The 11,697-nt window shown below is 62.5% G+C and carries 11 protein-coding genes; 3 read left to right on the top strand and 8 right to left on the bottom strand.

The window, feature by feature from the left end:
- Positions 1-52: 52 nt before the first annotated feature.
- Positions 53-496, bottom strand: a complete 444-nt coding sequence (locus QZ634_RS00920; protein WP_291984765.1) for a DUF4124 domain-containing protein — start codon at positions 494-496, stop codon at positions 53-55.
- A 62-nt stretch (positions 497-558) separates the two neighbouring features.
- Between QZ634_RS00920 and guaB the strand changes: the two genes are divergently transcribed.
- From guaB to QZ634_RS00905, 3 genes are all read left to right on the top strand, one after another.
- A complete protein-coding gene (gene guaB / locus QZ634_RS00915; protein ID WP_291984764.1) occupies positions 559-2,019 on the top strand; it encodes an IMP dehydrogenase in 1,461 nt (486 codons plus the stop codon).
- A 58-nt stretch (positions 2,020-2,077) separates the two neighbouring features.
- The gene (guaA, locus tag QZ634_RS00910; RefSeq protein WP_291984763.1) at positions 2,078-3,643 is read left to right on the top strand and encodes a glutamine-hydrolyzing GMP synthase; all 1,566 of its coding nucleotides are present in this window, start codon (positions 2,078-2,080) and stop codon (positions 3,641-3,643) included.
- 298 nt (positions 3,644-3,941) lie between these two features.
- Positions 3,942-5,225, top strand: coding sequence for a site-specific integrase (locus QZ634_RS00905; RefSeq protein ID WP_291987927.1), 1,284 nt, complete (start codon positions 3,942-3,944; stop codon positions 5,223-5,225).
- Here the strand turns inward: QZ634_RS00905 and QZ634_RS00900 are convergent.
- From QZ634_RS00900 to traW, 7 genes are all read right to left on the bottom strand, one after another.
- The gene (locus QZ634_RS00900; protein ID WP_291987925.1) at positions 5,122-5,346 is read right to left on the bottom strand and encodes an AlpA family phage regulatory protein; all 225 of its coding nucleotides are present in this window, start codon (positions 5,344-5,346) and stop codon (positions 5,122-5,124) included. The genes QZ634_RS00905 and QZ634_RS00900 overlap by 104 nt on opposite strands.
- A 110-nt stretch (positions 5,347-5,456) precedes the next feature.
- Positions 5,457-5,963 (bottom strand): hypothetical protein, encoded by a 507-nt coding sequence (locus QZ634_RS00895; protein ID WP_291984762.1) that lies wholly within the window; start codon positions 5,961-5,963, stop codon positions 5,457-5,459.
- Between the two features lie 82 nt (positions 5,964-6,045).
- A complete protein-coding gene (locus QZ634_RS00890) occupies positions 6,046-8,124 on the bottom strand; it encodes a conjugal transfer protein TraN (protein WP_291984761.1) in 2,079 nt (692 codons plus the stop codon).
- Positions 8,121-9,317 carry a hypothetical protein gene (locus QZ634_RS00885; RefSeq protein WP_291984760.1) on the bottom strand — a complete coding sequence of 399 codons (1,197 nt, stop codon included), beginning with the start codon at positions 9,315-9,317 and terminating at the stop codon, positions 8,121-8,123. Before QZ634_RS00885 ends, QZ634_RS00890 begins: the two co-directional genes overlap by 4 nt.
- Positions 9,314-10,024, bottom strand: a complete 711-nt coding sequence (trbC, locus tag QZ634_RS00880; protein WP_291984759.1) for a type-F conjugative transfer system pilin assembly protein TrbC — start codon at positions 10,022-10,024, stop codon at positions 9,314-9,316. Before trbC ends, QZ634_RS00885 begins: the two co-directional genes overlap by 4 nt.
- A gap of 4 nt (positions 10,025-10,028) precedes the next feature.
- A complete protein-coding gene (gene traU, locus QZ634_RS00875) occupies positions 10,029-11,042 on the bottom strand; it encodes a conjugal transfer pilus assembly protein TraU (protein WP_291984758.1) in 1,014 nt (337 codons plus the stop codon).
- Positions 11,026-11,655, bottom strand: a complete 630-nt coding sequence (traW, locus tag QZ634_RS00870; protein ID WP_291984756.1) for a type-F conjugative transfer system protein TraW — start codon at positions 11,653-11,655, stop codon at positions 11,026-11,028. Before traW ends, traU begins: the two co-directional genes overlap by 17 nt.
- Positions 11,656-11,697 lie beyond the last annotated feature (42 nt).

Raw genomic sequence — 11,697 nt, 5'->3', positions numbered from 1 at the left:
TGGTTTTCTGCCGTTTTGTGCGTCTTTTGCGCGTGTTTCGCGCGTGTTTCGCTCAGCGGCAGTTGACCTGCACGTCCTGGCGCAACTTGACGATCTCCTGCGCGCGCTGGGCGTCATCCAGAAAGTAGCGTTCGCCCCTGCTGTCACGCATCGCCACGCGCTCGCCGGACTCCAGCATCTGCAGCGAGCGACGCGCCTCGTCGCAGTGTTCCTTCTTCTGCGCAGCGACGAGCCGCTCCTTGTCGGCCTCTTCGGCGCCTTCCCGGGCTTCCTTCTGCCGCTTGCGAAAGTCCATCTCGCGGTCCGCCAGCGTCTTGCCGTTTCCGCCGGCTGCCGCCGGTGCCTCGGCTTCGATTTGCCGCTCGCCCTTGACCTTCCCAAGCGGCGGTCGGTCGGAAATCACCGTCTTGTTGTTTTCGTCCTGCCATTGATAGATCTGTGCCTGCGCGGCGAAGGCGGCAAGCAGCGTGGCGGCAGCAAGAGCAATGCGCTTCATGGGCGGTCAGCGGTAAGGGAGCACGCTGTATAATACGTTTTTGTGACCTCGGATCAAAGGCTATGCGTTTAATCCAACGGGCGCTGACGTTCGACGACGTGCTCCTCGTTCCCGCCCATTCTTCCGTAATGCCCCGCGACGTGACGCTCAAAACGCGTCTGACGCGCAACATCAGCCTCGATCTGCCGCTCGTTTCGGCGGCCATGGACACGGTCACCGAGGCGCGCCTGGCCATCGCCCTGGCGCAGGAAGGCGGCATCGGAATCGTGCACAAGAACCTCACGCCCAAGGCGCAAGCGGCCGAAGTCGCCAAGGTCAAGCGTTTCGAATCGGGAATCCTCAAGGACCCGATTACCGTTTCCCCGAAAATGTCGGTGCGTGACGTGCTCGCGCTCACCAGCCTGCACAAGATCTCTGGCGTGCCGGTACTCGACGGCCGGGTCGTCGTCGGCATTGTGACCAACCGCGACCTGCGTTTCGAAACCAACCTCGACCAACCGGTGAGCAACATCATGACGCCGCAGAGTCGGCTGGTGACCGTTCCCGAAGGGGCCACCGTCGAGGAAGGCAAGGCGGTGATCCACAAGCATCGTCTCGAACGCGTGGTGGTGGTCAACGACGCTTTCGAACTGCGCGGCCTGATCACCGTCAAGGACATCATCAAGACCACCGAACACCCGAACGCCAGCAAGGACGCCTCCGGGCGCCTGCGTGCCGGCGCCGCCGTCGGGGTCGGCCCGGGCACCGAAGAACGCGTCGAACTGCTCGCTGAAGCGGGCGTCGATGTCCTCGTCGTCGATACCGCACACGGCCATTCGCAGGGCGTGCTCGACCGCGTCAAGTGGATCAAGAAGAACTTCCCCGGCGTCGAGGTGATCGGCGGCAACATCGCCACCGCGGAAGCCGCGCTGGCGATGGTCGACCATGGGGCCGACGGCGTCAAGGTGGGAATCGGTCCGGGCTCGATCTGCACCACGCGCATCGTCGCCGGCGTCGGCGTCCCGCAGATCACCGCCATCCAGAACGTCCACGACGCCCTCAAGGACTGCGGCGTGCCGATGATCGCCGACGGCGGCATACGCTACTCGGGCGACATCTCGAAGGCGATTGCCGCCGGCGGCAACGCCGTCATGCTCGGCGGCCTCTTCGCCGGCACCGAGGAAGCGCCCGGCGAGGTCGAGCTTTTCCAGGGACGCTCGTACAAATCCTACCGCGGCATGGGCTCGATCGGAGCCATGGCCGCCGGCGCTGCCGACCGCTATTTCCAGGAAGAAACCGCCAACGTCGACAAGCTGGTCCCCGAAGGCATCGAGGGCCGCGTTCCCTACAAGGGTTCGGTGCTGGCAGTCATTCATCAGCTGATGGGCGGCCTGCGCTCGTCGATGGGCTACCTCGGCTGCCGGACGATCGCCGAAATGCACGAGCGGGCGACCTTCGTCCAGATCACTTCCGCCGGCGTCCGCGAGTCGCACGTCCATGACGTACAGATCACCAAGGAAGCCCCCAACTACCACGTCGATTGAGCATCGATCGACGATTCACGGGCGGCCACGGGCCGCCCGCTTCATTTGAGGCGTCGCCATGTCCCACCAGAGAATCCTGATCCTCGACTTCGGCTCGCAGGTCGCGCAGCTGATCGCCCGCCGCGTCCGCGAACAGCAGGTCTACTGCGAGCTGCATCCCTACGACGTCTCCGAGGCGTTCATCCGCGACTTCACGCCGCAGGGAATCATCCTCTCCGGCGGCCCCAATTCGGTCTATGACGTCGAGGATTTCAAGGCCCCGCAAGTGGTATTCGAACTCGGCGTCCCGGTTCTCGGCATCTGCTACGGCATGCACCTGATGGCTGCGCAACTGGGAGGCAGCGTCGAAAGCTCGAGCAATCGCGAATTCGGCTACGCCGAAATGCGTGCCCGCGGCCACTCGGCGTTGTTCAGGGGAATCGAGGACCGATGCAACGGCGAAGGGCACGGGCTGCTCGACGTCTGGATGAGCCATGGCGACAAGGTCACCACCCTGCCGCCGGGGTTCAAGCTGATCGGCAGCAACGCATCGACGCCGATCGCCGCCATGGCCGACGAGGAGCGCAGGCTCTACGCAGTGCAGTTTCATCCCGAGGTCACGCACACGCTCAAGGGCAAGGACATCCTCGGCCGCTTCGTGCGCGACATCTGCGGCTGCGGCCACGACTGGAACATGCCCGACTACGTCGGCGAGGCGGTGGACAGGATTCGTGCCCAGGTCGGCCACGAGGAGGTCATCCTCGGCCTCTCGGGGGGCGTCGATTCGTCGGTTGCCGCAGCGCTGATCCAGCGCGCGATCGGCGACCAGCTGACCTGCGTTTTCGTCGATAACGGCCTGCTGCGCCTCAACGAAGCCGAGCAGGTCATGCACACCTTTGCCCGCAATCTTGGCGTCAAGGTGGTGCATGTCGACGCCAGCGCGCAGTTCATGGGCCACCTGCAGGGAGTCTCGGATCCCGAGCAGAAGCGCAAGATCATCGGCCGCGAGTTCGTCGAGGTCTTCCAGGCCGAGGCAGCGAAGCTCGCCAACGCCAAATGGCTCGCGCAGGGAACGATCTACCCCGATGTAATAGAGTCCGCCGGCGCCAAGACCAAGAAGGCACACACCATCAAGAGCCACCACAACGTCGGCGGCCTGCCCGAAGAACTCAATCTCAAGCTGCTCGAACCGCTGCGCGAGCTGTTCAAGGACGAAGTCCGCGAACTCGGTGTCGCCCTCGGCCTGGCCCACGACATGGTCTATCGCCACCCCTTCCCCGGCCCCGGCCTTGGCGTGCGCATTCTTGGCGAAGTGAAGGCCGAATTTGCCGACCTGCTGCGCCGTGCCGACGCCATCTTCATCGACGAGCTGCGGGCCGCCGGCTGGTACGAGAAAACCAGCCAGGCCTTTGCCGTCTTCCTGCCGGTCAAGTCGGTCGGGGTCATGGGCGACGGCCGCACCTACGAATACGTCGTCGCCCTGCGCGCCGTCGAAACGCAGGACTTCATGACCGCGCAATGGGCCGAACTGCCGCACAGCCTGCTCGGCAAGGTGTCGAACCGGATCATCAACGAAGTGCGCGGCATCAACCGGGTGGTGTACGACATCTCGGGCAAGCCGCCGGCGACGATCGAGTGGGAATGATCACCCGTCTGGCAATGGCAGGAAACGGCTGGCGATTCGTGATCTTAAGTTATTGTTTATAAGTTCGTTTCTATTTTTTGTCTGGCAGCAACTGGCAGCATCCGGCACCACCAAGCGAGACTTGTTGATGGTCCGAGAAATGGTATGAACTTTCGATGGTTCATTGTAAACTGGTTCATACCATCATCTGTACAGTACGTGGATGATGGTATCAATTCTATATAACATACTGAATGTTAATAGAATTTGTATGCAAAAAACTGGTATTTCAATGATGGTATCGGAGGCCGGTAAAGGAATGCTGACAGACACGAAATTGAGGAATCTGAAGCCCGCGGAGAAGCCGTACAAGCTCACCGACCGGGATGGCCTTTACGTAACTGTACTTAGCACAGGAACCGTCTCCTTCCGGTACAACTACCGCATCAACAACCGTCAAGAGACACTCGTAATCGGTCGCTATGGTCCGGCCGGGCTGACCCTAGCCGAAGCCAGGGAGCGCCTTACGGAGGCCAAGAAGGCTCTGGCTTCCGGCCGGTCTCCGTCTCGCCAGAAGGCGCGCGAAAAGCTAAAGACCAACGAGGCAGATTCTTTTGGCGGATGGGCCGAACTCTGGCTCAAGAACCACCCGATGGCGGAATCGACGCGCGATATGCGGCGATCAGTCTACGAGCGCGATCTCAAGGCGCCTTTCGGGCGGCTGAAGATGGCGGAGGTTTCGCACGAGGACTTGCGGAGTCTGTGCGACAAGATAGTCGCACGAGGCGCTCCGGCCACGGCGATCCATGCCCGCGAAATCGTGCAACTGGTGTTTCGGTATGCGCTAGAGCGCGGCCACCGCTACGACAACCCCGCAGAGTTGGTGCGACCAACCTCGATTGCCCGCTTTCAGCCCAAAGATCGGGCGCTGTCGGCGGAAGAGATTGGGCTACTTTACGGGTACCTTGAGCGTGTTTCGACAGCGCCCACCTTCCGCTTAGCTGTAAAGCTCCTGCTATTGACCATGCTGCGAAAGTCGGAGCTCACGGATGCAGTGTGGACCGAAGTCAACTTCATGAATGCAATATGGATAATTCCGGGCGAGCGCATGAAACGAAGGAATCCCCATGTTGTTCATCTTTCTCGGCAGGCACTAGATATTTTCGTGGCGCTCAAGACTTGTGCCGGCGGATCGCGATATGTCCTGCCGTCTCGGTATGATCAGGATAGCCCCATGAGTAAGGCAACATTGAACCGAGTCACTACCCTCGCGTACCGGGCAGCTCAAAAAGACGGCAAGCCGTTGGAGGATTTCTGTATTCACGATCTACGCCGGACAGCCTCGACGATCTTGCATGAGGCTGGCTACAACACCGACTGGATTGAAAAGTGCTTAGCTCATGAGCAAAAAGGTGTTCGCGCCGTCTACAACAAGGCAGAGTACGCAGAGCAGCGACGCGCTATGCTGCAGGACTGGGCCGACATGATCGACCGCTGGACTATCCGGCCGGAACGCCAGGGGCGACTGGCTGGATTGCCGCCGCCTTCCGAGCATCAATCCACTGCTCCACTTCCTGCAAGTCCCATGCAACCAAACGCGTAGTAATGGCAAAGCGACGGGGAAATTGTCGACGTTTTTCCATATCGAGGATCGTTCTTTCCGATAGCGGAATCATCTGGAGCAACTGCTTACGGTTGATCAGAGTCTTCCCCGGTGTTGTCATTTCAGCATGGCTCAGATCACGGGTGTTCATTGTTCTGTTCCTTGTGCTCCATTTCGCGCTCGCAGCCGCGCACGTGGTGACATTAGCCGCGCCCTTAGTTAATTCGGAGATTACTGCGTCGGCTGGCCCTCTAACGCCGGTGACTTAGCTGCTCCCGTTGGTTCCTTGAGAGGCGCCCAGTAGCTTTTCGATCGGTGGTCGGTTGGTAGCTCCGGCGACTTGCCGGAAAGCGCCCGCGACGCCGCATCGAGGTCGATCCCTTCACTCGGTGGCTGCCCGTCACGACACAGATTGAGCTCGTAGCGAACGGCAAATGGAATCCGCTTGCCGTCCTTGGTCGGCACTTCGTCCTGGATCAGCGTGGCCTCCAGGCGAGCACAACCGGCCTCGGCAAACTTCCTCAGTGTTCTGACCTTAACCCGCACCGGCGAAGGCGACCGCGTCTGCCCCTTGAAGAACTCCGCCATCCGCCCACTCAGCTCCTCGTCGGATCGACCATCGGGCGCATCGATCGCCGCGATCAGATGCTGCTTCAAGTCCGCAGCAACGACATCTCTGGTGGCCAGCAGACCCAGCACGGACAACACCATCGCAAAAGCTTTCGGAACGGCTTTCATCGAATTTCCCCGAGAGAATCCACACCGCCCACTTGTCCGAAGGCATCGCGTCCTTCCCCGGAAAAAGAGGCGTGCTCAGTCATCACCGGTTGTAGTAGCTATTGACGCGCTGCTCGACGGTTCCCCGGACGTTCTGCCCGATCGACGACGCAGTGGGTAGGCGGACGCTGGCCGTGACTTCCGCGATGAATTCGCCCAGGTCGATGCGTGAGAAATCGAGCCGTTCGAACTCCTCTGGGGTGAATCCGGAACAGTCCGGATGCTTGCCGCTGCCCCAGGGTTTGCCGACCTGCGCCCTGCCCTGTTCATTGATCAATCGAGCCAGGCGAGAGTTGAAACAGCAATACGATTGGGTCTGCTCGATGCACGTCCTGATGATCGGCACCCGCGCCGAGCAGAAGGAGCCCACCGCGACACAGAGATTGGCATCGCGGTGCATCGCCAGCAGTTGCTCGGTCTGGTCGCACGAGAGCAGATCGGAGAGCAGTTCGAGGGCCACCGCCACAGCCAGCGAGTAGGGATCGAAGTAGAAATTGAAACTGCCCAGCGACCCGATGGAAAAAATCGGCCCGCCAAGCAGGCCACTGGTCATCGTCCCCGTGGACAGGGTGAGCCCATAGAAACTGAACGAAGGCTGGAAATTCGTCGGCGTGAACAGCACCTCTGACGAGATCATCGCCTTCGCGCCCGCTTCGAGATAGCCAGCGTACTGCGGATACATGAAATCGAAGACGTACTTACTGCCGGCGTTCACCGCTAGCTGACCTCCCGCGTACGCTCCCTGGATCGCCGCCGACATCAGCGCGTTGTTGCTCTTCGCCGCGCCACCGCCGCCCTTTTTGCAGCAGTTCACCAGACCGAACAGCTTCTTGCGACACTGCTCCGTGACACCCGTGAACAGCCGTTGATCGCCACCATAGACCCCCGCTTCGCGCGCCGCTTCCAGCGTGGCCATGACCCTGCCGAAATCCTGATCGGCCGGATGGCTCGTGTCGAAGCAGTTGCCGCCCCGGCAGAACGCCGCCTGATCGCAGACCGTGCGCTGCGTCTGCACCGCCGGCGAGGTCTGGCACGAATAGGTGCGCTCGTTCAGGTCGCAAGCGCCCGACGGCAGACGGTCGACACAGTCGCTGCCCACCTGGGTGCATCCCCGGTCGATCAGCTCCTGGCAGTCATCGCTCAGCGCCGTCGCGGCGCAGGTGTAGTCCTCCGACCACGCCCAGCAGGAATCGCCAGCGCTCCGGGCCCCTTCCGGCAGCGGCGAGACGCTGTCCAGGCAGACCTGCAGGCCGTTGATGATCTTGCAAGGCGTGTTGTCCGTGCAGGTGTGCGCGGCATGGACGCAGTTGCTGCTTTCCGCCAGCGAGGTGCAGCCGCTGGTGTCGATGGTGTTCGAGGTGATGGTGTATGAAGTGTCAAGTGGCACGACGGTCGGAGGGTTCGTCGCCGCCGTGACGTTGGTGCACTGGTACTGGCGCGTGTATTGATTGCACGACCCGTCGAAGGCCGTGCTGTCGCACGTTGAAGTGAGCAGCGTACAGCCCTCGGTCGCCTTGATCGCCGCGCAGTAATCGAGGGGGTTGTCGGCAATGCACGAATAGTCGTCCTGATAGCGCCAACAGCTCGCCGTCGAGTTCAGCCCCCCTTCCGGCGGCGTCACGCCGGCGAGGCAGACGGTGGCCCCGCTGGCGTCACGCCTGCACGGCGTCGAATCGACACAGGTATGCGCCGCCAGACGACAGCGCGGGTTCTGCGCATAGCTGCTGCAGGCGCTGGCGTCGATGGCGTCGGTGAGCAGCGTGTAGCTATTGCTCAAGCGCAGCGTGTTGCTCGGCTCACCCTGGTCGGTGCCGCACTGGAAAGTTTTGGTGTACGTGTTGCACGTCCCGTTGAACGCGGTATCGCTGCAGGAGGCACCGATCTGTCCGCAGCCGGCCGTGGTCAGCGCAGCGCAGTAGTCGATCGCCTCGGGCTTGATGCAGGTGTAGGTGTCCTGGTACTCCCAGCAACCGCCGACCTGTGCCAGCGTCACCACGATGCCGGAGATCGTCTTGCTCGCGGTGCTATCGACACAGGTCGAACTCGCCAGCCGGCAGTCGCCGGCAATCGCCCGGCCAGCGAGTGTCATGACGAACAGCATCGTAAGCAACGCCTTCATCATTGCGCTCGCTGCTGCAAGCTGGCGCACTCGCTCGACCGCCAGCTGCTGACCGTCGTGGACATCGGCAGCTGCAGCGCCGCCCCGGTGCCGCTGCCGCCGGCAGAGTTGCAGCCGGCACTGACGTTGCGCACTGAGGGTATGCAGGTGGTGGCGCTGCAGCTGACGCTAAAATAAACGTAGAGATGGCAGCCAAAGCCGAGATCGCTGACGTAGTGATCGCTGACCGATTGACCCGGCGCGACCGCCACGGGAAAGCGGCCATAACTACCATCCCAGGGATAGCCCAGCGGGCGATAGTCGAAGCGGTTGGCACCGTCGCCGGAACGGTACGGTTCCACCTCGTACGATCGACCGTCGCTGCCGCAGAAGATGTTCATCGCCATGTACGGATCGATGCAGCGGCCGCAGTCGACGAACGCCGCACGCCCGAGCCAGACACCGGGGGTGCATTGGCCAAATCCGACGGTCACGGAAACCCCTCGCCGACAACTCAGCGACTCGTAGCCCTGCACAGTCTGATTGCACTGGTAGCGGTAGCGGGTATCGACCGCGATCTGTTGGCCAATGAAGCACGAGGCATTACTCACTGACTGCATCTGCTCGACGCACTGGTAGCGATGATGCTGATCGACACTGATCTGCCGCGAGGTCGAGCAGAAACTGCTGCTCACCGGCCGGTAGTCATTGCACATTTCCCGGCTGAACAACGCGGGCTGGGTCTCGGTCACCACCCGGCACTGTTCGGCAGGGTTCCCGGCGGCGATGCCGGTGGCGCTCAGCGTGGGATTGCGGGCAATCGCCCTCGCACGACTGATCAGCGGATCGTTGGCGCGATCGATCGAGAACGCCGGTCGTACCGTCGGATTGCGGGCCACGAAATTGACGGCGTCGCACTCCTGCCGCCGGTAGGAATCCACCTCAGGGGCCTGGCTGGCGCAGTCGATGATCTTGGCCGTACCGGGCCCCGACAACTGACCCTGCCCTGCCTGGAACACTTGCGATTGGGGGGTAATCTGTCCGAACCCCGGCACGGTCGCAGCGCCGGTGCCATTGCCAATTCCCTGGAAGGCGCTGTCGATCGTGCCGGCGCCCAGCGCCTTGCCCTCGGCAAACGCGTTGCTCGCAGCATCCCCCTGCGCCCAGGCACGGCTTGCCAGGAGCAGCGCGAGGACCAGCCAGCGCCGCTTGCTCATCGCTGTGATCCCGAGAGTCGTGAGGCATAGCGGCGAGCAACCTCGGCCCACGCCGGCGCCTGTCGCTCGATGAGATCGAGCGCATAGTCCTGCGTGACATCGCCGTCGACGCGGATGAAGCTCGACACCGGTGCGCAGCCGTCTTCGCCAATCTGCGACGCCTGGCCCGACCGTGCCAAAACCAGCGCGGGCACCTGCCGCACCTTGAACTGCTTGAAGGCCGGTGGATGAATGATCGCCGTCACGTTTCGGGCGCCCACCAGCTCCGCGATTTCCTCACCCATCCGCGCGAGAGAATTCCCCTTGAGTCCGCGCAGGACCAGCACGGCGCCGGATTTCTCCGCCTGGGTCACGATTCGCTGCAGGGTTTCCTTCGGCAACGAAAAGGAGACGAAGACCATCAACTCCGGGACGTCCTTGCCTGCTTCCGAGTTTGGCGCGGCTTGGCGGTAGGTCTCTGCCATCCGGGCGAGGTCGGGACCTGTGGTCGTGGGCCGCGGCAAACGGCTCGGATCGGGAACCACCGGGCGGGCAATAGCCTTCGGCACCTCGACGGCATCCAGGGCAGAACCCATGCGCTCGCGGGCAGACCGCAGCTCGGTGTTAACCGGTTCAACGACCTGGGCGAGCGCGAACGTCACCGGCCCACCCCAGGCGCTGACGCCAAGGCAATGCGCCAACAGCAAAATCCACGATCGCTTGCTCATGGCCTCAAAACGCACCCTGGCAACAGTTGCGTTTGCGGAAGACCATGTACGCAAAGTCCTCGCCCTCGAAGGGAAACTCGCGCCCGGCGCCCCACAGGATCGTCGATCGCCCCAGCGGCTGGCAGCATTTCCCGGCAAGCTGGGCGGTCTGGGGAATCGGATAGAGCATGTGATACTTGTAGCCGGTCTTGTCCATGATCGGCTGCGGGTAGTAGCCGCACAGTCCGTCCTCGCCGGAGGCCGCCCACATCAGCCCTTCCCGGTGCATCTTGGCGATCAGGCGGGTCATTTCCAGACTGGACGCCTGGACGCCGCCGATATGGGCCTGCACGTTGCCATTCAGGGGATAGAGACTGCCCTGGCAGCCAGCACACCAGAACAGGGTGTTGAGCGGAAAGCCGGCGGTGGCCGCTGCGCAATCGGCGGCACAGGCAGCGCGGGCCGCCAAGTTGCCGAACAGCGCGACCTCGGGGTTGAGAATGAAGGTCAGCTCATCGTCGTGCCACATCGGGTCCAGTTCGGTGAGATACGCGACATCGAGACCGCCCGGCTCCAGGCAGGCGTTGTCGAAGATCGCTTCCAGCCAGAAGATGACCGGATCGACGTACCAATGGACCTGATAGAAAGATGAGGTCGATGTACTGTCCTGGCTGTAGCGCGAACCGCGCGGCGCATCGAACCCGGGATCGAGTTCGAGTCCGCCAAGACTGGTGAGGCAGAACGGACGACGCACCACATCGACGCGCCTGACCGGCTCCCAGAAACTCACCTTGAAACCAACCCGCAACTGTGAGGGGCAGGCGCAAAGCGGTGAGCCGCCGGGATTCGGGGTGTCTTCCTGTCCCATCGAGAGCAGCTCCAGGCCTCCGAAGCGGATCGGCAGCATGCAGCGCCAACAGATATCGGTAATCGGATTGGCGAAGCGGCCGGTGCAGGTCGGCGTCGCCAAGGCCGGCCCCGGGCGCCCGATCGCCGCCGCCGCCAGCAACAGGAAGACGCACTCACGGATGAACTTCATCGATCCGAAGCCTCTTGCCTTCCTGACTGACCACCGCCGGCACCTGACGAATACCCAGGCGGCGGGTCAGGCTGCCGCCCTGATCGTAGTAGACGCGCCGCTTCCACGAACGCATCAGCGCCAGGGGCTCACCGGCGACCAGAATCGGTTTGGCGCCGCCTTCGGGGCTCGCCAACGCCTGTCGTGCAAAGGCGACTTGTCGGCGGTCGCGCCCGTCAAAGAAAACGAGCCGTTCACGCAGCGAAACATGGTCGAGGGGATTCACTTTCAGTCCGCGCGCGAACAGCATCGCGCCTTGAGCGTTGCGGATGTCGCGGTCGAGAATCCACGTCGGGTCGACAAAAAAACTGCGCCTGGTAACGGAGGCCGTGAGCCCGGCGACGGGTGCTGGTTTCTCGACGGCCGCGACGACGCGATCACGGTGTTCGTTCTGTTTCCTGGCGAGTTCGCCGGTCTTCTCCATGTGTTTGAGACGTGAATCGATGACTTCCAGCAGATCCGGTTCGGCAATGTCGTAGGTCGGCCCGACGACGCCGAGATCCTCGGCGTGTGCGATGGGCAGTGAGGCCGCGAGCAGCAGGGCAAAGAACGGCAGTGGGGCGCGAGTCGACATGGGGCCGATTCTGGTCTGCCACCTGCGGCTGTGGATTTCGAA

The sequence above is a fragment of the Candidatus Accumulibacter sp. ACC007 genome (genome assembly GCF_907163205.1).
In the GTDB taxonomy this organism is placed as follows: domain Bacteria; phylum Pseudomonadota; class Gammaproteobacteria; order Burkholderiales; family Rhodocyclaceae; genus Accumulibacter; species Accumulibacter regalis.
This window is presented reverse-complemented; position numbering and strand designations above follow the sequence as displayed.

Coding starts and splice junctions, on each gene's coding strand:
- QZ634_RS00920 (WP_291984765.1), bottom strand. CDS start 496: ATGAAGCGCATTGCTCTTGCTGCCGCCACGCTGCTTGCCGCCTTCGCC.
- guaB (WP_291984764.1), top strand. CDS start 559: ATGCGTTTAATCCAACGGGCGCTGACGTTCGACGACGTGCTCCTCGTT.
- guaA (WP_291984763.1), top strand. CDS start 2,078: ATGTCCCACCAGAGAATCCTGATCCTCGACTTCGGCTCGCAGGTCGCG.
- QZ634_RS00905 (WP_291987927.1), top strand. CDS start 3,942: ATGCTGACAGACACGAAATTGAGGAATCTGAAGCCCGCGGAGAAGCCG.
- QZ634_RS00900 (WP_291987925.1), bottom strand. CDS start 5,346: ATGACAACACCGGGGAAGACTCTGATCAACCGTAAGCAGTTGCTCCAG.
- QZ634_RS00895 (WP_291984762.1), bottom strand. CDS start 5,963: ATGAAAGCCGTTCCGAAAGCTTTTGCGATGGTGTTGTCCGTGCTGGGT.
- QZ634_RS00890 (WP_291984761.1), bottom strand. CDS start 8,124: ATGATGAAGGCGTTGCTTACGATGCTGTTCGTCATGACACTCGCTGGC.
- QZ634_RS00885 (WP_291984760.1), bottom strand. CDS start 9,317: ATGAGCAAGCGGCGCTGGCTGGTCCTCGCGCTGCTCCTGGCAAGCCGT.
- trbC (WP_291984759.1), bottom strand. CDS start 10,024: ATGAGCAAGCGATCGTGGATTTTGCTGTTGGCGCATTGCCTTGGCGTC.
- traU (WP_291984758.1), bottom strand. CDS start 11,042: ATGAAGTTCATCCGTGAGTGCGTCTTCCTGTTGCTGGCGGCGGCGGCG.
- traW (WP_291984756.1), bottom strand. CDS start 11,655: ATGTCGACTCGCGCCCCACTGCCGTTCTTTGCCCTGCTGCTCGCGGCC.